The organism is Streptomyces sp. PSU-S4-23, from assembly GCF_055632315.1.
The window spans coordinates 3931556-3951204 of sequence record NZ_JBVMUU010000002.1; the positions used below are offsets into that span (position 1 = coordinate 3931556).

Here is a 19649-nt window from a genome sequence, read left to right on the forward strand (position 1 = left end):
CGTCCATGATGAGCGGATGCTCAGGTTCATGCCCGTAGGCGACTCCATGACGATCGGAAGCGCGGGCGAACACACATGGCGCTACCGGCTGTGGCGGCACCTCTGCACGACGTACGGGGGCCCGTTCCGGATCGTGGGCCCGCGCGAGACGCTGTACGACAAGGCGACGGACGAACCGACGTCGTACGCGTACGCCGAGCCGGACTTCCCCCGCGCCCACCTGGCGGGCTGGGGCGAGGGCTGGCTGCACATGGCGCCGCTGATCGCCGAGGCCGTACGAAAGTCGCGGGCGGACGTGCTGCTCGTGTCGCTGGGCCTGATCGACCTGGGCTTCTACACGAACGCCGAGCAGACGGCGGAGAACGTGCGCGGCTTCGTGGCCCAGGCCCGGACGGCGAACCCGCGCATCCGCATGGTCCTGCTCCCGGTGATCCCGAACGTCCGCGCGCAGGAGGACGCCCCGTTCGCCGCCCAGGTCACGCTCTTCAACGAACTCCTGGAGAAGACGGTGGCGGACCTCGACGAGCCCCGCTCCGCGCTCCTGCTCGCGTCACCCCCGCCGGCGTACGACATCCACCGGGACACCTACGACGGCACGCACCCGAACGCGAGCGGGGAGCACAAGATCGCGGCGGCGTTCGCCGAGGCGATGCACCAGGGTTGGGGATTCGGGCAACCGTACGCGGCCGGAACGGATTGACCGGCTTCCGGCGTACCCCGATCACTGTGCGTGTCGTTGTACCGCGCGGCCGCACTCGTGGGGAGGGAGGCCGGGGAGGAGCGCCACGATGACCGTCCTTGACGACAGGATCGCGATGGCCGAGAGCGACAACACGCGCCAACTCGACGAGACGTTCGAGCGGCTCGAGAAGATGCCCGTCCCCGAGGGATACAAGGTCGAGGTCGTCGAGGGGGCCGTCTACATGTCGCCGCAGCGGGACACCCGTTGGGAGATCATCCGCCGGATCGTGCGGGCCCTCGAAGACAGGTTCGGGATGGACGTCAAAGTCCTCTCGGACATCCGGATCGACTTCCCGGGGCATGAGAACGGCTTCTGCCCGGACGTGGCCAAACTGGCCGACGCCGCGGAGAAGGACGGCGACGGCCACTGGCGCCACGAGGACGTCGAGTTCGTCGCCGAGGTGATCTCCAAGAGCACCGCCGCCAACGACTACGGCCCGAAGAAGACCGCCTACGCCACCGCCGAAGTCCCCGTCTACCTCATCGTCGATCCGTACCAGGGCAGGTGCCGCGTCTTCACCCACCCCAAGGACGGCGACTACGCGACCGAGACGAAGACCGCCTTCGGAGAGGACCTGGACCTCACCGGCACCGTGGTCGGCCTCACCCTCGCCACCGCCGGGTTCCCCCGCGACTGAGCCGTCCCGCGTCCGATCTCCCTTGCCTAGAGCGCACTCCACGCCGTTGGGTAGGCGGACATGAAGTACACGCAGCTCGGACGCACAGGACTCAAGGTCAGCCGGCTCGTCCTCGGCACGATGAACTTCGGACCGCAGACCGAGGAGGCCGACAGCCACGCGATCATGGACGCGGCCCTCGACGCGGGCATCAACTTCTTCGACACCGCCAACGTGTACGGCTGGGGCGAGAACAAGGGCCGCACCGAGGAGATCATCGGAAACTGGTTCGCCAAGGGCGGCGAGCGGCGCGACAAGGTCGTACTCGCCACCAAGGTGTACGGCAACATGGGCCCCGACGGCGACGCCTGGCCCAACCACGACAAGCTCTCCGCCCTCAACATCCGCCGTGCGGTCGACGCCAGCCTCAAGCGGCTGCAGACCGACCGCATCGACCTGTACCAGTTCCACCACATCGACCGGAGCACTCCGTTCGACGAGATCTGGCAGGCCGTGGACGTACTGGTGCAGCAGGGGAAGATCCTCTACGCCGGCTCCAGCAACTTCCCGGGCTACAAGATCGCCCAGGCCAACGAGACCGCCGCCCGGCGGGGCTCGTACGGGCTCGTCAGCGAGCAGTGCCTGTACAACCTCTTCGAGCGCCGTGCCGAGATGGAGGTCGTCCCCGCCGCGCAGGACTACGGCCTGGGTGTCATCCCGTGGTCGCCGCTGCACGGCGGGCTGCTGGGCGGTGTCATCAGGAAGCAGGCCGAGGGCGGGCGCCGGGCGGGCGGCCGGACCGCGGACGCGCTCACCAGCCCCACCGTGCGTGGGCAGATCCAGGCGTACGAGGACCTGCTCGACAAGCACGGGCTCGAACCCGGCGAGGCCGCCCTCGCCTGGCTGCTGACCCGCCCCGGCGTCACCGGCCCCATCGTCGGCCCGCGCACGGCCGGCCAGCTCGCCTCGGCGCTGCGGGCCGTCGACCTGGAGCTCACGGAGGAGGTCCTCGCGGGCCTGGAGGAGATCTTCCCGGGCACCGGGCCCTCTCCCGAGGCGTTCGCCTGGTAGGGCACCGTCCCCGTGCGGCGGCGGCTACTTTCCGGCCGCCGCCGCCAGCGCCACCACCGCGAACATCAGCACGAGCACACCGGCCATGATCCGGTTACGGGTCTTCGGGTCCACGCATCGAGCGTAACCGGACCTCAGGGCGCCCCGGTGCCCAGCCCCCACCGCTCCACCGTCTCGTAGCGGGGCTGCTCGCCCGGTGTCCCCGACCGCGGCAGCAGGCTGCGGACGAGGGCGAGCTCGCCCACCGTCCACTCCTGCCCCGCGAACGCGTGCAGCGCCGTGACATACGGCCGCAGATCCGCGTGCCCCCGGCTGCGGGCCAGCGTCAGATGGGGACGGTAGCCACGGTGCTCCCCCATCTCCACACCCGCCCGGCGCGCCGCGGACTCCGCGCGGTCCGCGAGCAGCCGCATCGTCCGCAGGTCCCCCGAGGCGCCCACCCACAGCGTCCGGCCCCCGAAGTGCCCGCCCCCGCCCAGTGACAGCGCGAACGGCGGGGTGCGCCGGACCGCCCGCCCCAGCCGCTCCGACAGGTCCGGTACGACGTCCTCGGCCACCTCCCCGTAGAACGCGAGCGTGAAGTGCCAGGCCGGGCGCTCGGTCCAGCGCAGGCCCCGCGCCCCCGGCAGTCCCTCCAACCCCCGGACGACCGAGGTGAGTTCCCGGATCGCGTCCGGGGGCGGCAGCACCGCGGCGAACAGTCTCATGCCCTCACCCTTCCAGGGAACGGATCACGCCGCACGGCGGCCACCGTGCAGGGGCGCCCTGCACCGGGAGTCCGCCCGGTGCAGGGTCGACTGCGGCGCGAGCGACGACGGCGTACCCGCCGCCCGCCCGGGGCGGCGGTGCCGGCGCGGCGCCCGGGGCACCGGCCGGGGACGCCCCGGGGGTGTCCCCGGCGGCGGGTCAGGCGGACGCCGTCTCCGCACCCTCGCGGGGCACGAACCGCACCCGCGGATGCCCGTGGTGCCAGCCCACGGCCAGCCGCAGCCCACCGGCCCGTGCGAGGACCAGGCCGACGGTCGCGGCCGCCGCGAGGGAGACCGCACCGCCCACGACGAAGCCGGCCCGGGCGCCGTACGCGTCCGTGATCCAGCCGACGACGGGCGCCCCCAGCGGCGTACCGCCCATGAAGACCATCATGAACAGGGCCATGACGCGGCCGCGCATCGCCGGGTCCGTGCCCATCTGGACGGCCGTGTTCGCGGTGACGTTCACCGTCAGGCCGAAGATCCCTATCGGGACCATCAGCAGCGCGAAGAGCCACAGTGAGGGCGCCCCGGCCGCCACCAGCTCCAGGGTGCCGAACGCGGCCGCCGCCGCGATCAGCACGCGCAGCCGGGCCGTGCCGCGGCGGGCGGCGAGCAGCGCCCCGGTCAGCGAGCCGGCCGCCATCAGCGTGTTGAAGAGGCTGTAGGCACCGGCGCCCGCGTGGAAGACATGGTCCGCGTACGCCGACAGCCAGACCGGGAAGTTGAAACCGAAGGTGCCGATGAACCCGACCAGCACGATCGGCCAGATCAGCTCCGGCTGCCCGGCGACATGGCGCAGTCCCTCGCGGAGCTGCCCCCTGCCGCGGGGGGCACGCTCCACGCTGTGCAGTTCCCGGGCGCGCATCAGCAGCAGGCCGGCGATGGGGGCGAGGAAGGACAGACCGTTGAGCAGGAAGGCCCAGCCGGTGCCCACGCCGGTGATCAGGACGCCCGCGACGGCGGGCCCGATCAGGCGGGCGGACTGGAAGTTCGCCGAGTTCAGGCTGACCGCGTTCTGCAGCTGCCGGGGGCCGACCATCTCGGCGACGAAGGTCTGGCGGGCCGGGTTGTCGACGACCGTGGCGAGTCCGACGGCGAAGGCCGCGAGGTAGACGTGCCAGACCCGGACGTGGCCGGAGAGGGTGAGGAAGGCGAGGACGAGGCCCGTCGCCCCCATCGCCGACTGCGTGACCAGCAGGGCCGGACGCTTGGGGAGGCGGTCCACGAGGACGCCCCCGTACAGGCCGAAGAGCAGCATCGGCAGGAACTGCAGCGCCGTGGTGACACCGACGGCCGTGGAGGAGCCGGTCAGGCTCAGCACCAGCCAGTCCTGCGCGATGCGCTGCATCCAGGTGCCCGTGTTGGAGACGACCTGGCCGATGAAGAAGAGCCGGTAGTTGCGGATGCGCAGGGAGGCGAACATCGAGGAGGTGCGGCGCCCGCCCCGTTCGACGGGTTCGGCGGGCTCCGGGCTCTCGGCGGCCGTGGCGGTGCGGGGGACCGCGGGGGTCCGGTCGGCCCGGGGGGTTTCGGGGGTGGACGGGGAGTCGTGGGTGGCTGGTGCGGGGGCGGAAGCTGCTCCGGTTCCCGTACTCAAAGGGGTTCGCCTCCTTGCGATGACGGCTTCGTACGCACGCGGGTGGGGCCGCGTCTGTCACGGTGCGCCCCGGTCACAGGTGCGCGAGTTTCTCCAGCACGGGGGCGGCGGCGCGCAGTGTCGCCCACTCGTCCTCGTCCAGGCCCTCGACGAGCCCGGCCAGCCATGCGTTCCGCTTGCGGCGGCTCTGCTCGAGCATCGCCTCGGCCCGCTCGGTCTGGGTGACCACCTTCTGGCGCCGGTCCTCGGGGTGCGGTTCGAGGCTGACCAGCCCCTTGCTCTCCAGCAGCGCCACGATGCGGGTCATCGAGGGCGGCTGGACGTGCTCCTTGCGGGCGAGCTCTCCCGGTGTGGCGGAGCCGCAGCGGGCCAGGGTGCCCAGCACCGACATCTCGGTCGGGCTCAGCGACTCGTCGACCCGCTGGTGCTTGAGCCGGCGCGACAGGCGCATCACGGAGGAGCGGAGGGCGTTCACGGCGGCGGCGTCGTCGCCATGGTTCAGATCAGCCATGCTCTTTAGGATAACTCATTACTTTCGCTAAGGACCAGTCGCCGGGCTCCCGCCCCATGACATACATCACCCGTACGAGTGATCCGGTGGGGGAACGTGACGCGCCGGCCGGCGGGGTCCGGCGACCCTCGTACGCATGGGGACAAGCGTGCTCAGCGTGCGGATAGACGGGGAGCTGCTCGAACGGCTCCGGCAGCACGCCGCGAAAAGGGGAATGAGCGTCCAGGACTACGTCGTCCGGACGCTCATTCGGGATGACTTCGACGAGCGGATCCAGGCCGCCGTCGAGGAGACGGAGAGGTTCTACGGGGTCACCTGACTCCGGCGCTCCCTGACTCCGGCGCTCCCTGACTCCGGCGCTCCGTTCCGCCGGGGGTGGCACGCCCCGCCGGATCAGGTCAGGCCCAGCGCCGGCATCAGGTAGTAGAACGCGAAGACCGCCGACACCACGTACATCGGGACCGGCACCTCCCGGCCCCGCCCGGCGGCCAGGCGCAGGATCACGAAGGCGATGAAGCCCATGCCGATGCCGTTCGTGATCGAGTACGTGAACGGCATCATCAGCATCGTCACGAAGGCCGGGATCGCGATCGTGTGGTCCGCCCAGTCGATCTCCTTGACGGAGTTGGACAGGATCAGGAAGCCGACCGCGACCAGGGCGGGGGTGGCCGCCTGGGACGGGACCATCGTGGCGACCGGCGTGAGGAAGAGGGCCGCCGTGAAGAGGGCGCCGGTGACGACGTTCGCGAAGCCCGTGCGGGCGCCCTCGCCGACGCCCGCCGTGGACTCCACGAAGCAGGTGGTGGCCGAGGAGGAGCTCGCGCCGCCCGCCGCCACGGCGATGCCGTCGACGAACAGGACCTTGTTGATGCCGGGCATGGTGCCCTCGGCGTCGGTCAGCCTGGCCTCGTCGCCGATGCCCATGATCGTGCCCATCGCGTCGAAGAAGCACGACAGCAGGACGGTGAAGACGAACAGGATCCCGGTCAGCACACCGACCTTGCCGAAGCCGCCGAACAGGCTGACCTTGCCGATCAGGCCGAAGTCGGGGCCGGCGACCGGGTTGCCGGGCCACTTCGGGGTGGTCAGGCCCCAGGAGGGGATCTTCGCGACGCTGTTCAGGACCAGTCCGAGGACCGTCATCGCGACGATCGAGATCAGGATCGCGCCCGGCACCTTGCGGACGATCAGCGCGAAGGTGAGCAGCGCGCCGAGGACGAAGACCAGCACCGGCCAGCCGGTCAGATGGCCGTCGGCGCCGAGCTGGAGCGGGACCGTGGTGTGGGCGACGTCGGGGATACGGGTGACGAAGCCGGAGTCGACCAGACCGATCAGCATGATGAACAGGCCGATGCCGATCGAGATGCCCTTGCGCAGGCCCAGCGGGACGGCGTTCATCACGCGCTCGCGCAGACCGGTGGCGACCAGCAGCATCACCGCGAAGCCGGCGAGGACCACCATGCCCATCGCGTCCGGCCAAGACATGCGCGGGGCGAGCTGCAGGGCGACGACCGTGTTCACGCCGAGACCGGCGGCGAGGGCGATCGGGACGTTGCCGATCACGCCCATGAGCAGGGTGGTGAAGGCGGCTGTCACGGCGGTCGCGGTGACCAGCTGACCGTGGTCGAGCTGGTGCCCGTACAGGTCCTTCGCGCTGCCGAGGATGATCGGGTTCAGCACGATGATGTAGGCCATCGCGAAGAAGGTGGCGAAACCGCCCCGGATCTCACGCGACAGCGTGCTGCCGCGCTCGGAGATCCTGAAGTAGCGGTCGAGGGGGCCGGAGGCGGGCCGGGTGCCCGGCTGCTGGGGGGCGGTGGCCTTGGCGGGGGCCGAGGTGGGCATGCGGGACCTCAAGAGTGCGGGAGATCTGTGCGGGGGTTCGGACAGACGTGATCGAGTCCCGCCTTCGCCCGATCGCCGGCAGGCTCCCCCTGCGCACTGTTGGCGTTTCGTACGGACATAAGCGGCCGGACTCGACTTGTTTCAGTATGAACAGACGACCCGCAAATCGCTATCTCCGCGCGTAGACACCCGTCTCCACCTTGATATGCAAGGTCTCGCGGGGGCACCACCACCCCAGTGGGAGCCCCTCGTAAGCTGTGCCCATGGCGAAGTGGACCCCCAGGCACGAGGCGCCGGAGCCCCTTGAGGGCCCCGTGGTCGCCACCATCACCGGCGGCACGATCCTCTGGTTCGTCCTCTTCCTGGTCCAGCTCCCGTTCTACGGCTGGTTCGCCGGCCACGGGCACACCTGGTGGCTGTGGACCTGCCTGGCCGGCGCCGGGCTCGGCTGCATCGGCATCTGGTACGTGCGCAGGCGCGACGCGGCGATCAGACGCGACGCGGCCGTCGGACGCGCCGCCGGCGGAAAGGTCCCCTCCGCCGAGTAGCCGGCACGGCGGGGCGCCGCCCGCGTACTACCGCCGCACGAGACCCGTCCTCCCCTGGTCGGATCTTTGGGACGCTCGGCGGGTGCGGGTGTATGTCCGCACGTACCGTCGGATGCATGACGCACATCGACGCGGGCGCCGGGCTCGATCCCGTGCATCCCGCCGCGCCACCCGGGCAGACACGAGGACTGACCGCCGCCGAGGTGGCCGAGCGGGTCGCCCACGGTGACGTCAACGACGTTCCCGTCCGCAGCAGTCGCTCCCTGGGCGAGATCGTCCGCGCGAACGTCTTCACCCGCTTCAACGCGATCATCGGTGTGCTCTGGCTGATCATGCTGTTCGTGGCGCCGTTCCAGGACAGCCTGTTCGGGTACGTGATCATCGCCAACACCGGTATCGGCATCATCCAGGAGTGGCGCGCCAAGAAGACCCTGGACTCCCTCGCGGTGATCGGCGAGGCACGGCCGACGGTGCGCAGGGACGGGGTCGCCGTCGAGGTCGGCACGTCGGAGATCGTGCTGGACGACGTCATCGAGGTCGGACCGGGCGACAAGGTCGTGGTCGACGGGATCTGTGTCGAGACGGACGGGCTCGAGATCGACGAGTCGCTGCTGACCGGCGAGGCCGACCCCGTCGCCAAACGGCCCGGCGCCCCCGTCATGTCCGGCAGCTTCGTCGTCGCGGGGGGCGGCGCCTTCAAGGCGACCAAGGTGGGCCGCGAAGCCTACGCCGCCCAGCTCGCCGAGGAGGCGACCCGCTTCACGCTCGTCCACTCCGAGCTGCGCACCGGCATCTCCACGATCCTCAAGTACGTGACGTGGATGATGGTCCCGACCGCGGTGGGCCTGGTCATCAGCCAGCTGTGGGTCAAGCAGCACGGCTTCAAGGACTCCGTCGCCCGCACCGTCGGCGGCATCGTGCCCATGGTCCCGGAGGGACTCGTGCTGCTGACGTCCGTGGCCTTCGCCATCGGCGTCATCCGGCTGGGGCGCAAGCAGGTCCTCGTCCAGGAACTGCCCGCCATCGAGGGACTCGCCCGCGTCGACACCGTCTGCCTGGACAAGACGGGCACGCTCACCGAGGGCGGGATGGACGTCACCGAACTGCGGCCGCTCCAGGGCGCCGACGAGACACGCATACGGAAGGTGCTGGGCGCGCTCGGCGAGTCGGATCCCCGCCCCAACGCCTCCCTCCAGGCGATCATCGACGCCTACCCGGACAACGGGGACTGGCGCTGCATCGAGTCACTGCCCTTCTCCTCCTCGCGCAAGTACAGCGGCGCGTCCTTCAGCGAGGGCGACGGCGAGTCCAGCACATGGCTCCTGGGCGCCCCGGACGTCCTGCTCAACCCGGACGACCCCGCCCTGACCGAGACCGAGCGGCTCAACGAACAGGGGCTGCGGGTGCTGCTCCTGGCCCGCGCCACCCGGGACCTGGACGACGCCCAGGTCAAGGACGGCGCCCGGCCCGCCGCCCTGGTCGTCCTGGAACAGCGGCTGCGCCCGGACGCCGCCGACACCCTGCGCTACTTCGCCCAGCAGAACGTGCACGCCAAGGTGATCTCCGGCGACAACGCGGTGTCCGTGGGCGCGGTGGCCGCGAAGCTCGGCATCGTCGGCGACGTCATGGACGCCCGCCGCCTTCCCCCGAACCAGGCCGAGATGGCGAAGTCGCTGGACAAGGGCACCGTGTTCGGGCGGGTCACGCCCCAGCAGAAGCGGGACATGGTGGGCGCGCTGCAGTCGGGCGGGCACACCGTGGCGATGACCGGCGACGGCGTCAACGACGTGCTCGCGCTCAAGGACGCCGACATCGGCGTCTCGATGGGTTCGGGCTCGGAGGCGACCCGGGCCGTGGCCCAGATCGTGCTGCTCGACAACAGCTTCGCGACGCTGCCGTCGGTGGTCGGCGAGGGCCGGCGGGTGATCGGCAACATCACCCGGGTCGCCACGCTGTTCCTGGTGAAGACGGTGTACTCGGTCCTGCTGGCCGTGCTGGTGGTGTGCTGGCAGGTGGAGTACCCCTTCCTGCCCCGGCACCTGACGCTGCTGTCCACCCTGACGATCGGCGTCCCGGCCTTCTTCCTGGCGCTGGCCCCCAACACGGAACGCGCGCAACCCCACTTCGTCCGGCGGGTGATGCGTTACTCCGTCCCCGGCGGGGTGGTGGCCGCGCTCGCCACCTTCGCCACGTACCTGATCGCCCGCCACTCCTACACCGGACCGGGCGCCCTGGACGCGGAGACCAGCGCCGCGACGCTCACCCTCTTCCTGATCACCCTCTGGGTGCTGGCGATCATCGCGCGCCCCTACACCTGGTGGCGGATCGCCCTGGTGACCTCGATGGGCGCGGCGTTCCTGCTGGTCCTGGTCGTCCCCTCGCTGCAGCACTTCTTCGCGCTGAAGCTGGTCGGGGTGACGGTCCCGTGGATGGCGGTGGGCATCGCGGCGGCGGCGTCGGTCGTCCTGGAGTTCCTGTGGACCTGGGTCGACCGCCGTTTCCCCGCTTGACGCGGAGACGCGAAGACGCGGTGCCTGGCGGGCACCGCGTCGGTCGCCTGTTTCTGCGGGATTACTGATTACTGCACGTCGACGTAGTCGCCCGTGGCGTTCACCGCCGGGGTCGTCGTGGTGCCGGCGAAGCTGAAGCGCCAGTAGCCGTCGTACTTCGCGGTGGTGGTCGCCTTCACGTTGCCGTACTTGTCCGAGTACACCGTCTTGACGGTGCTGTACGTGCTCGTGCCCTTCTTGCGGAACTGCAGCTTCACCGGCTGGTTCGTGTAGCCGTGGTACTTGTTGTCCTCCCAGTTGGCGCGGGACAGCTTGCCCGTGGCCGTCAGGGTCTTGCCCTTCTTCACCGGCTCCGGGCCGGCGTTGACCGTCAGCCTGGAGTAGCGCTGGATCAGCGTGGTGCCGAGGCCGCCCTGGTCGGCGACGCCGACCTTGGTGACGTCGAAGCTGCTGCTGGCCGGGTCCTGGCCGTTCCACGCGATGGCGAGGGCGCCGACGTGCCAGGTGCCCGCGTCGGCGTTCATGAGGTCGCCGTAGTCGGGGTAGATGTCGACGTTGCCCTTGCAGGTGGCGGTCGTCGACGAGGTGGCGGTGCAGGTGGCCGGGTCGTCGCCGAACAGCATGTTGCTCGGGGTGTCGTAGGAGCCCTTGTAGAGGAACGGGCCGTTGTCGAAGTCGGCCGCGGTGATGTCGACGTCCGCGCCGTGCGTCAGGGTGTACGACACGGGGACGGCGACGTGGTAGGTGGTGCCGACCTTGTACGCCTTGCCGATCTTGAGGTTGGAGAAGTTGACGTTCAGCGCGTAGGGCTGGCCGTCGGCGGCGGTGGCGGCCGAGGTGGCGCCGAACGCGGTCTTGCCGGAGGCGGCGTGGGCCGCCTGGAGGACCTTCGCGGCGCCCGCGCCGAACGACGGGGCGGGGTCCGCGGCCTGGGCGGCCGGGACGGCGAAGGCGGAGAGAGCCAGGGCGCCGGTGACGGCGGCCACGGTGGCACGAATGCGCATTGCGTTCCCCAAGTGGAGAAAGGGGCCCACAAGTTGGCTTCACGTGGGGCCCGGTGTCGATGAGTCAGTTGCCTCGGGTGATCAGATCCGTGACCGGAAAGAATGGTTGTACGGGCTCTGATCTCTTTGCCGCCGCGTGACCGTTCGGGCCCGCGGGCACGGTCCCCGCGACCCGGTCGGGGGCACGGGGACCGAACGGCCGCTTGCCTCAGGTCACTTCACGTCGACGAAGTCGCCCGCGGCGCTCACGCCCGGGGTCGTCGACGTACCCGCGAACGAGTAGCGGTAGTAGCCGTCGGCGGACGCCTTGACGGTGGTCTTCAGGTTGCCCGTGCTGTTCGTCTTGATGGTCTTGACCGTGCTGTAGGTGCTGCTGCCCTTCTTGCGGAACTGCAGCTTCACCGACTGGCCGGAGTAACCGGCGTACTTGCCCGTCTCCCAGTTGGCGCGGGAGAGCTTGCCGGTGACGGTGATGGTCTTGCCCTTCTTCACCGGCTCGGGCGAGGCGTCGGCGGTCAGCTGGGAGGCGCGCTGGACGAGGAAGCTCCTGGCGTTGTCCTTCTGGACGTAGTCGCCGTCCTTGCCCTGTGCGAGCACCCACGTCTTCCAGGTGCCCGCCAGCGCGTTGAACACGTCGTAGCGCGCGTCGACGGTGAAGGTCTCCTTGCAGTTCACCGTGGTGCTGTTGACCGTGGTGCAGGTGGCCGTGTCCTCGTTGGGCACCATGCCGCCGTCGAGGTTGTCCATGGTCGGCCCGTGCCACAGCACCGCGAGCGCCGACCTGATGCCCGAGTCGTCGCCGGCGGTGAAGGTGACCGTGAAGGTCTTCTTGGTGGTGGTACCGAGCACGATCGCCTTGCCGCCGTTGACGACGACGTTGGAGATCGTGGTGTCGCCCTGGCCTTCGTCGGCGGGCGACTTCGCCGTGTTCGGCCGAACGCTCTGGGCGAGCGAGCCGACGCCCGGCGTTCCGGCCGCCTGCGCGGCCGGAACGGCGAGGGCGGTAAGGGCCAAGGCGCCGGTCACAACGGCGGCAGAGGCACGAATGCGCATGTGTTTCCCCACGTTCGCAGGGGCACCCGGGGCGGCTCTGAGGCTTCCGCGGTGCCCGGTCTGGTCGGTGGAGTCCGCTGACTCCACCGACAAGACCCGCGGCGAATGTGAACAGTTGTAGGGCGGTGTGAAGTTTTTTCGAAGGCGGGTTTTGCGGCGCCCGGGGCTCAGTCGAACCAGCGGTCCCGGGCCAGCTCCTCGGTACGGGACGGGTCTTCCAGCAGTGCGGCGACCTCGAAGCGGCGCGGCCACTGGCCCGCCGCCCAGGCCAGTCCCGCCGCGACGCCCTCCAGGGTGGCGGCGTGCAGGACGCCGTCCGACGTGAGACGCCAGTCGATCTCCACGCCGTCGACGACGAGTTCCTCGTGTTCCACGTACCACTCGGGGGTGGCGGGCCCGAGCAGGATCCGGACCGGCTCCGGTACGTCGTGCTCGGCGCCCTCGGAGGTCACCTCCCCCGTCACCGACTCGCTCAGCCGCCGCACCTGGAACAGTTCGGCGAGGTCGGCGGCCCGCGCGGGACGCACCGGCAGCAGCGGAAGGCCCTCGGTGAAGGGCAGCAGGTCCGGCGAGTCGACGACCACGGCGCCGGCGGCGTCCACCACCGTCACCCGGCCGTCGACGACCGCGCGCAGTTCGTCCGGCAGGGTCACCTGTTCCGGGTCCAGCTCGGCCAGTGCTCCGTACAGGGCGTGGAGCTGAGCCGCCGAGACTTGCCGCTCCGGGTCGGCGAGCCGGTCCAGCAGCTCGGCGGCGCCACCGGGCTCGTCGAGCAGGGCGGCCACGGACGTCCGCACCCCGAGGGCGTGCAGCACCTGCTCGTCGTCGAAGCCGGTGGCGTCGGCCTCGTCGTACAGGCCGTGCAGCAGCGGATCGCCGCCGGCGGCCCGCAGGCCGGCGGGCCGCCGGCCGTCGAGCACGGGATGGCCCCGCAGCCACCAGGCGGTGTAGGGCCGTACGACCTCGTGGGTGCCGTCCGGCAGCAGGATCCGCACGGGCTGGGTGAGCGCGTCCCGCAGCGGCGGCTGCGACAGGAGGGCGAGGGCCCCCGGCCAGCGGTCGTCGTCGACGAGGTCCAGGTCGCGCACGGCGACGATCTCGGTCGCCACCGGTGGCACCGGAGTGTCGGGCAGCCGGTCGAGGACGTCCTCGCACCACACGTCGACGGCGTCGAGCAGCCCGGCGTCGTCGGGCTCCGCGAAGTCCGAGTCGCGCGGCTCCAGTTCGTCCGGGTCGAGGACGACGTCGGTGGCCCGCACCAGGGCGAAGTTCGCGAGCACACCGCAGGCGGCGAGCGGCTGTTCACCCCAGCGTTCGGCCAGGTCGCCGTCCACGAAGGCGAGTTCGCCCTCGCGCATGACGCTCGCGAAGGGGGATGCGGGAAGGACGAGTTCACCGGCGGGCGCGAGTTCACCGTCCTCGTCGGGCAGTGCGAGGGCGCCGAGCCACGGCTCGTCGCCCGGTTCGAGCCCCGCCTCGCGCACGAGGGCGAGCACGGTGTCCGCCAGTTCCTCGGCGTCCAGGCCCTCCTGGTCCCAGCCGGGGCCTTCGTCCTCCAGCGAGGCGGCGACGGCGGCCCGCACCTGCGGGGTGGTCAGGACGGCGCGCGGGGTCGCCGGCAGGGCGCCGAGCTTCTCCAGGAGGGGGTGGGCGCCGTCGGCATGGGCGACCTTGAGCCCGAGCCGGGCCAGCGCCTCGGAGGTCACCGGCGGCCCGTCGAAGGTCGGCAGCAGGACCTGCCGGGGCCCGATGGTCGTACGGCCGTCGGCGAGCGGCACCGGCAGCCCGGACAGCCGGTCGGGGTCGACCCCGGCGAGGCTGTCGTAGAGCCGCCACCACCAGCCGGGCTCCTTCTCCAGCCCCGCCAGCCGGTCGATCGCCTCCGCCAGCGGCAGCCGGGCGACGCCCAGCGTCCGCAGTTCGGCGCGGCGTTCGAGACCCGCCGGCAGCAGGCTGGGCAGCACCTCGGCGAGGACGCGCACGGTCTCCGCGCCGGCCCCCTCGACGATCTCCGCCTCCCGCGGGCGCAGCACCTCCGGCAGGCTCGCGTCGTCGCCGGCGTCGACCGCGGGCGGCAGGAAGGCGGTGCGCGGCAGCCGGTCGAGGACGGCCCGGCGCAGCGCGCCGTCCAGCTCGCCCCTGCCCAGCGGACCGGGCACCAGGTCGATGATGCCGGGCGTCACCGGGCGCCAGGCGGCCAGGAGTTCGGCGTACGCGTCGGCCGCGCGCTCCACCAGGAAGCCGGTGAGCGGACCGGGGGCGGCGCGGCGGCGGCTGGTGTCCAGCGGGAACGAGGCGATCAGCAGGGCGGGCACGCCGAGTTCCTCGTCGCTGGGGGTGGGGGCGTGCACGACCGGTGCGGTGCGCGGCCGGACCGGTGTGCCGTCGGCGTCGACGGGCACGGCCCAGGTGACGGACCAGTGGGGGCGCAGCCGCTCCTCGACCGGGCGGTCGGCGAGCAGGTCCGGGGTGAGGGGCCCCTGGTGGGAGACCGTGCGCCAGCGGGTGGTGCCGATGGGGGTCCCCCCGCTCGTGGGGGTCCCCCCGCTCGAGCGAAGCCGAGAGTGGGGGATGGAGTCCTCGATGACGGTGTCGGGGCCGTCGGTGCGGCGGCGCAGGGTGCGCGGCGGCTCCTCGCCGATCTCGACGACGACCTCCTCAAGGCCGGGCAGGGCCAGCAGCAGGGCGTCGTCGACGGCGCCCAGCAGCCGCTCGGCGAGGTCCCCGGCGGCGGCGTCGCGCAGCGGGAGGATGACGACGGTGTCGTACGGGTCCGGGGCGGTGCCCTCGGCGGCGAACGGCAGCCGCAGCAGCGGTACGTGCCCGTCGCGGCGGCGGATCTCGTCGCCGAGGCCGGGGCTGTGCAGGGCGGTCTCGGTGGCCAATTCACGGGCCTCGGCCAGCGACCAGCGGACACCGCCGTGCCGGCCCACGACGGCGGGCTCGTCGCTGACGGCGAGGACGGCCGCGAAGCCGACACCGAAGCGTCCGACGGCGTGGGTGTGCTCGCGGGTGTCGCGCTTGGCGGAGGCCCGCAGGGTCGACAGCGACTCGACACCCGCCGCGTCGAGCGGGGCGCCGGTGTTGGCGGCGACGAGTACGCCGTCGCGCAGGGTGAGCCGGAGCCGGCCGGTCACCTTCGCCCGGGCGGCCGCGTCGGCGGCGTTCTGCGCGAGCTCGACGACCAGCCGGTCGCGGTAGCCGCCGAGGACGAGGTCCTCCTCGGCGTTGGCGTCCTCCCGGAACCGGGCCGGGCTGGTGGCCCAGGCGTCCAGCACGCCGCGCCGCAGCCGCGCCGTCCCGAACGGATCGCCCTCGGCCGCCGGCCGCACGAACTTGCTCACGGTTCACTCTCCCTCTCAGCGCTGCGGGACGAAGGTACCGTGCGCCGGGACGGCCACAGCGTGGGGAAGGCTCCGCCGGGGAACCTCCATGACGAGCCGATGACGAGCCGCCGCTACCACGCTCCCTACGAGTGACCCAGCTCCGCCGTCGCCTCGTCCGCCACCGGCGGCACCGAACCGGAGTCCGGGGAGGGCCGCAGCGGGAACGGCTCCACCCTCGTCTCGTCGATCACCGGCGGGGCGGGCCGCGGTGTCTTCGGCATCACCGCCGCCTCCGAGTGGCCGCCGCAGCCGTAGGCCAGGGAGACCATGCGGCCGTCCGCGGGCGAGAACTCGTTGGCGCACACCCCGAACGCCTGCCCGAGGGAGCCCCCGATCGGCATCAGGAAGCCGCAGCTGACGCAGGACGCGGGCGCCGCCTGCGCCATCGGCGTCTTCGCCCCGTAGGCGTCCTCCCAGCGGTCGGCGGCGACATGCAGCCCGTAGCGGGACAGGACCCGGGCGCGGCGCATGCCCAGCTCCTCCGCCACCGCCGCGATCGAGCCGCGCGACGGCGCGAGCGGCAGGCTCGCCGGCACCCCGGCGGTCACCTCCGCGTCCTCCGCCTCGACGAGCTCCGCCATCTCGCCCGACACGGCGGCGTTCGGCGGCGGCTCCTCCTCGCCCGAGAAGCCCGGCTCCAGGCGCAGGTCCTCGGCGTCCGTCGGCAACAGGTCGCCCGGGCCCATGTCCCCGGGGCGCAGCCGCTCGCTCCACGGCACCCACTCCGGCGCGAGCAGCGCGTCCGGGCCGGGCACGAGCACCGTCTCGTCGAGCGTGACCACCTTCGCCCGGGACGCCCGGACGACCGTCACCGCCCAGCGCCAGCCCCGGTAGCCCAGCTCCTTGCACTCGAAGAAGTGCGTGACAACGCGGTCGCCCTCCGACACCATCCCGGCGTGCTCGCCGACGATGCCGGGCGCGGCCGCCTCCTCGGCGGCGGCGCGGGCGAGGTCGACGGCCTCGGCGCACAGGCGGTCGGGGGTGCGGCTTCGCGTTGTCGCTGCGCTCACAGGTATCGCTTCTCTCCTACGCCGTCACGGGTGCGCCCTGCTCGGCGGGGATGCGGACGGAGCGGACCGGAGGGCCGCGTCGACGTCCGCGCCCGATCGCGCTCGGGCACACCTACACATCCATTCTGCGGGATGGCTGTGAGGCGCGCGGCCGAGAACAACCGCCACGGCGCGCTACGCACGCTACCTTCTCCGGGCCCCGGGGCCCACACCGAGGCGCTGGCTGTCCCGGATACCGGCGCGGCACCGCGGCGCCGGGCCGGTGTCGCGGGCGTATCCGGCCCGTCCGGCGCCGTTGGCCGGTTCCGCGCCTTCCCCTGTTGGCCCCCGTACGACACCACTCGGCCCCGTACGCGCGGTAACCGCACTACCCCCGCCGTTCTCGGGGCACTATGGCGGGGTGGCAACCGCAAGGTCGCCCCATGGGACCGCCGGGATCGGCCGGGCCAAGGGGCGCAGCCGAAGTGGCGGCGGTCCGGGCCGGCTGGGCGGGTCCGTCCGCGCGGTCGGCCGTGCCCTGCGGCTGCCCGTCACCGGTACGGCCCGCGGGATCCGCAGGGCCACGCACGCGCACGGCGCCGGCGAGTCCGGCCTCGGCAAACTGATCGAACTGCACGCCGTGAACGGCGCCGGCGATGTGATGATCACCGTGGCCCTGGCCTCCACCGTCTTCTTCTCCGTGCCGACCGCCGAGGCCCGCGGCCGCGTCGCGCTCTACCTCGCCATCACCCTGGCCCCGTTCGCGCTCCTCGCGCCGGTGATCGGCCCGCTCCTCGACCGCCTGCCGCACGGCCGCCGTGCCGCGATGGCCGGCGCCATGCTGGCCCGGGCCCTGCTCGCCCTGCTGCTGTCCGGCGCTGTCGCCACCGGCGGTCTGGAGCTGTACCCGGCCGCGCTCGGCGTCCTGGTCGCGTCCAAGGCATACGGCGTCGTCCGCAGTGCCGTGGTGCCACGGCTCCTGCCGCCCCGCTTCTCGCTCGTGAAGGCCAACTCCCGGGTCACCCTCGGCGGGCTGCTCGCCACCGGGGTGGCCGCCCCCGTCGGCGCCGGCCTGCACGCGATCGGGCCGAGCTGGCCGCTGTACGGCGCGTTCGTGCTCTTCGCCGTGGGCACGTTCCTGTCGTTCTCGCTGCCGCCGAAGGTCGACTCCGCCCGGGGCGAGGACACCGCGCTGCTCGCCGCGGACGCCGAGCACCTGCACGGTCCGCACCGCAGGACGGCCCTGCGGCGGCCCGGGCTGCGGACGGTCGGCCCCGCCGTGACGCACGCGCTGGCCGCCAACGCCGCGCTGCGCGGCCTGTCCGGTTTCCTGATCTTCTTCCTCGCCTTCCTGCTGCGGGAGCATCCGCTCGCCGGCGGGAGCGCGGCGGTGTCGCTGGGCATCGTGGGCGTCGCGGCGGGCGCGGGCAACGCGCTGGGCACGGCCGTCGGGGCCTGGCTGAAGTCGCGCGCCCCCGAAGTGATCATCGTGACGGTCGTGGCGATCGTGCTGGGGGCGGCGATCACCGCGGCGGCCTTCTACGGTTTCTTCCTGGTGACGTGCCTGGCCGGGATCGCCGGGTTCGCGCAGGCGCTCGCCAAGCTGTCGCTGGACGCGCTGATCCAGCGGGACGTTCCGGAGCTGGTGCGGACATCGGCGTTCGCGCGGTCCGAGACGCTGCTGCAGATGGCGTGGGTGCTGGGCGGTGCGATCGGCATCGCCCTGCCTCTGAACGGGGTGCTGGGCCTAGCGGTGGGGGCCGCGATCGTGGCCTCGGGCTGGCTCACGACGGTACGGGGCCTCCTGGCCTCGGCCCGCCGGGGCGGCGCGCCCCACCCGCGGGTGGCCTGACCGCCCTCGGCATCCGCCCGTCCTCGGTGACGTGGCGGGCGGCGGGGCGCCGGCACCCCGGACCGGCGGCGAGCGGCCGGCACCGGCCACGGACGGCCTGCCGACCGGCCGCAGACAGCCTGCCGACCAGCCGCAGACAGCCGACCAGCCGCAGACGGCCAGACCGGCCAGGGGCCGGCAGCCCCGGCCGCAACCGACCCGACCGGCCACAAGCCACCAGACCCCGGCCGCACGCGATCCGACAGGCCGCGCAACCAGCACCTCCTGACCAGCCAGCACCTCCCGGGACCGGCCCGCCACCAGCCACCGGATCCGGCCATGGCCGACCGGCACGACCAGACCGGCCACAGGCCCGCAGACCCGGCCGCAACCGACCCGACCGGCCACAAGCCACCAGACCCCGGCCGCACGCGATCCGGCCGGCCGCGACCAACCAGCACCTCCCGGGACCGGCCCGCCACCAGCCACCGGATCCGGCCATGGCCGACCGGCGGTGAGCGGCTGGGCCGGCCGAGCGGGTCGTGCGGCCCGGGCGCGGGGGACGTGACCGCCGCCGCCGAGCCGACCAGGCCGCGGGCGGGGCCGAACCGGGCGCAGACGAGCAGGCCGCCCGCGCGGCACCTGATCGCACGAGTGCGCGGCACGTCGTGCCCCCCACGTGGGGGGCCGGCTGAGGGTGCCCGATAGCCTTCGGCCATGACCGCACTGCGTTCCCGACGCGCCGTAGCCGCCCTCGGCGCCGTTTCCGCCGGACTTCTGCTGTTGTCCGCCTGTGAGAAGCCGACGCCGCTGGCGACCATCACGGTCGGCAGGAACTCGGTGAGCTCCGAGACCGACTGCTACAACGACGGCAAGACGGTGCCGAGCCCGCAGCTGGCGAAGTGCCTGAAGTCGAAGGACATCAAGTCGATCAAGGTCGATCCCGATGAGACGGTCCGCTTCGGCGTGGACCCGGAGATCGCGGACAAGGGCTGGACGATCCTGATGAACGGCCAGCCCCTGACCGACGCCAGCAAGAAGACCTACCGCACGATCCCGGGCAGCGTGTTCTTCAACGCGCAGTACGGGGCGAGCGGCGACTCCACCCTGGTGTCCGTCAAGGCGGGCGAGAACACGGTGACGGGCCTGTGGACCTTCAAGCTGAAGAAGGAGTCCTGACCACGCGGTCGCAAG

16 protein-coding genes are annotated in these 19649 nt (G+C 72.3%); 8 read left to right on the forward strand and 8 right to left on the reverse strand.

The annotated features are described in order from the left end of the window. Positions 1-16: 16 nt before the first annotated feature. The 3 genes from ACZ79I_RS17945 (at position 17) to ACZ79I_RS17955 (ending at position 2429) form a co-directional block, all read left to right on the forward strand. Complete coding sequence (locus ACZ79I_RS17945; RefSeq protein ID WP_471498521.1) at positions 17-700, forward strand: SGNH/GDSL hydrolase family protein; 684 nt, start codon at positions 17-19, stop codon at positions 698-700. A gap of 88 nt (positions 701-788) precedes the next feature. Next, positions 789-1379, forward strand: a complete 591-nt coding sequence (locus ACZ79I_RS17950) for a Uma2 family endonuclease (protein WP_471498522.1) — start codon at positions 789-791, stop codon at positions 1377-1379. A 60-nt stretch (positions 1380-1439) separates the two neighbouring features. Continuing rightward, entirely contained in the window at positions 1440-2429 is a 990-nt protein-coding gene (locus ACZ79I_RS17955) for an aldo/keto reductase (protein ID WP_471498523.1), read from the forward strand. A gap of 134 nt (positions 2430-2563) precedes the next feature. Here ACZ79I_RS17955 and thpR read toward each other — a convergent pair whose 3' ends face one another. From thpR to ACZ79I_RS17970, 3 genes are all read right to left on the reverse strand, one after another. Continuing rightward, entirely contained in the window at positions 2564-3136 is a 573-nt protein-coding gene (gene thpR / locus ACZ79I_RS17960) for an RNA 2',3'-cyclic phosphodiesterase (RefSeq protein ID WP_471498524.1), read from the reverse strand. 199 nt (positions 3137-3335) lie between these two features. Then, positions 3336-4778, reverse strand: a complete 1443-nt coding sequence (locus tag ACZ79I_RS17965; protein WP_471498525.1) for an MFS transporter — start codon at positions 4776-4778, stop codon at positions 3336-3338. Between the two features lie 73 nt (positions 4779-4851). After that, positions 4852-5289 (reverse strand): MarR family winged helix-turn-helix transcriptional regulator, encoded by a 438-nt coding sequence (locus ACZ79I_RS17970; RefSeq protein WP_471498526.1) that lies wholly within the window; start codon positions 5287-5289, stop codon positions 4852-4854. 136 nt (positions 5290-5425) lie between these two features. On the opposite strand from ACZ79I_RS17970, the gene ACZ79I_RS17975 reads away from it, so the two are divergent. Further along, complete coding sequence (locus tag ACZ79I_RS17975) at positions 5426-5608, forward strand: ribbon-helix-helix protein, CopG family (protein WP_471498527.1); 183 nt, start codon at positions 5426-5428, stop codon at positions 5606-5608. 74 nt (positions 5609-5682) lie between these two features. Here ACZ79I_RS17975 and ACZ79I_RS17980 read toward each other — a convergent pair whose 3' ends face one another. Next, positions 5683-7134 (reverse strand): NCS2 family permease, encoded by a 1452-nt coding sequence (locus ACZ79I_RS17980; RefSeq protein ID WP_471498528.1) that lies wholly within the window; start codon positions 7132-7134, stop codon positions 5683-5685. A 263-nt stretch (positions 7135-7397) separates the two neighbouring features. On the opposite strand from ACZ79I_RS17980, the gene ACZ79I_RS17985 reads away from it, so the two are divergent. Together ACZ79I_RS17985 and ACZ79I_RS17990 are read left to right on the forward strand one after the other, a co-directional pair. Then, complete coding sequence (locus ACZ79I_RS17985) at positions 7398-7682, forward strand: DUF2530 domain-containing protein (protein WP_471498529.1); 285 nt, start codon at positions 7398-7400, stop codon at positions 7680-7682. Between the two features lie 116 nt (positions 7683-7798). Further along, on the forward strand, positions 7799-10192 hold the full coding sequence (locus tag ACZ79I_RS17990) for an HAD-IC family P-type ATPase (protein WP_471498530.1): 2394 nt from the start codon (positions 7799-7801) through the stop codon (positions 10190-10192). A 68-nt stretch (positions 10193-10260) separates the two neighbouring features. Here ACZ79I_RS17990 and ACZ79I_RS17995 read toward each other — a convergent pair whose 3' ends face one another. The 4 genes from ACZ79I_RS17995 to ACZ79I_RS18010 all read right to left on the reverse strand — a co-directional run bounded on the left by ACZ79I_RS17995 (position 10261) and on the right by ACZ79I_RS18010 (position 16645). After that, positions 10261-11196 (reverse strand): hypothetical protein, encoded by a 936-nt coding sequence (locus tag ACZ79I_RS17995; protein WP_471498531.1) that lies wholly within the window; start codon positions 11194-11196, stop codon positions 10261-10263. A 213-nt stretch (positions 11197-11409) separates the two neighbouring features. Then, positions 11410-12249: a DUF5707 domain-containing protein gene (locus tag ACZ79I_RS18000; RefSeq protein ID WP_471498532.1), complete on the reverse strand. Its 840-nt coding sequence runs from the start codon at positions 12247-12249 to the stop codon at positions 11410-11412. A 167-nt stretch (positions 12250-12416) separates the two neighbouring features. After that, on the reverse strand, positions 12417-15593 hold the full coding sequence (locus ACZ79I_RS18005; RefSeq protein WP_471498533.1) for a sacsin N-terminal ATP-binding-like domain-containing protein: 3177 nt from the start codon (positions 15591-15593) through the stop codon (positions 12417-12419). A gap of 125 nt (positions 15594-15718) precedes the next feature. Then, complete coding sequence (locus ACZ79I_RS18010; RefSeq protein ID WP_471498534.1) at positions 15719-16645, reverse strand: DUF3027 domain-containing protein; 927 nt, start codon at positions 16643-16645, stop codon at positions 15719-15721. A gap of 400 nt (positions 16646-17045) precedes the next feature. Here ACZ79I_RS18010 and ACZ79I_RS18015 point away from each other — a divergent pair, with 400 nt between their 5' ends. Further along, complete coding sequence (locus ACZ79I_RS18015) at positions 17046-18476, forward strand: MFS transporter (RefSeq protein WP_471498535.1); 1431 nt, start codon at positions 17046-17048, stop codon at positions 18474-18476. A gap of 696 nt (positions 18477-19172) precedes the next feature. Beyond that, positions 19173-19634 (forward strand): DUF2771 domain-containing protein, encoded by a 462-nt coding sequence (locus ACZ79I_RS18020; RefSeq protein ID WP_471498536.1) that lies wholly within the window; start codon positions 19173-19175, stop codon positions 19632-19634. Positions 19635-19649: the final 15 nt, after the last annotated feature.

Bases quoted from the DNA above. Each gene is read 5' to 3' on its own strand.
- ACZ79I_RS17945 (WP_471498521.1), top strand. From the start codon at position 17: ATGCTCAGGTTCATGCCCGTAGGCGACTCCATGACGATCGGAAGCGCG.
- ACZ79I_RS17950 (WP_471498522.1), top strand. From the start codon at position 789: ATGACCGTCCTTGACGACAGGATCGCGATGGCCGAGAGCGACAACACG.
- ACZ79I_RS17955 (WP_471498523.1), top strand. From the start codon at position 1,440: ATGAAGTACACGCAGCTCGGACGCACAGGACTCAAGGTCAGCCGGCTC.
- thpR (WP_471498524.1), bottom strand. From the start codon at position 3,136: ATGAGACTGTTCGCCGCGGTGCTGCCGCCCCCGGACGCGATCCGGGAA.
- ACZ79I_RS17970 (WP_471498526.1), bottom strand. From the start codon at position 5,289: ATGGCTGATCTGAACCATGGCGACGACGCCGCCGCCGTGAACGCCCTC.
- ACZ79I_RS17975 (WP_471498527.1), top strand. From the start codon at position 5,426: ATGGGGACAAGCGTGCTCAGCGTGCGGATAGACGGGGAGCTGCTCGAA.
- ACZ79I_RS17980 (WP_471498528.1), bottom strand. From the start codon at position 7,134: ATGCCCACCTCGGCCCCCGCCAAGGCCACCGCCCCCCAGCAGCCGGGC.
- ACZ79I_RS17985 (WP_471498529.1), top strand. From the start codon at position 7,398: ATGGCGAAGTGGACCCCCAGGCACGAGGCGCCGGAGCCCCTTGAGGGC.
- ACZ79I_RS17990 (WP_471498530.1), top strand. From the start codon at position 7,799: ATGACGCACATCGACGCGGGCGCCGGGCTCGATCCCGTGCATCCCGCC.
- ACZ79I_RS17995 (WP_471498531.1), bottom strand. From the start codon at position 11,196: ATGCGCATTCGTGCCACCGTGGCCGCCGTCACCGGCGCCCTGGCTCTC.
- ACZ79I_RS18000 (WP_471498532.1), bottom strand. From the start codon at position 12,249: ATGCGCATTCGTGCCTCTGCCGCCGTTGTGACCGGCGCCTTGGCCCTT.
- ACZ79I_RS18020 (WP_471498536.1), top strand. From the start codon at position 19,173: ATGACCGCACTGCGTTCCCGACGCGCCGTAGCCGCCCTCGGCGCCGTT.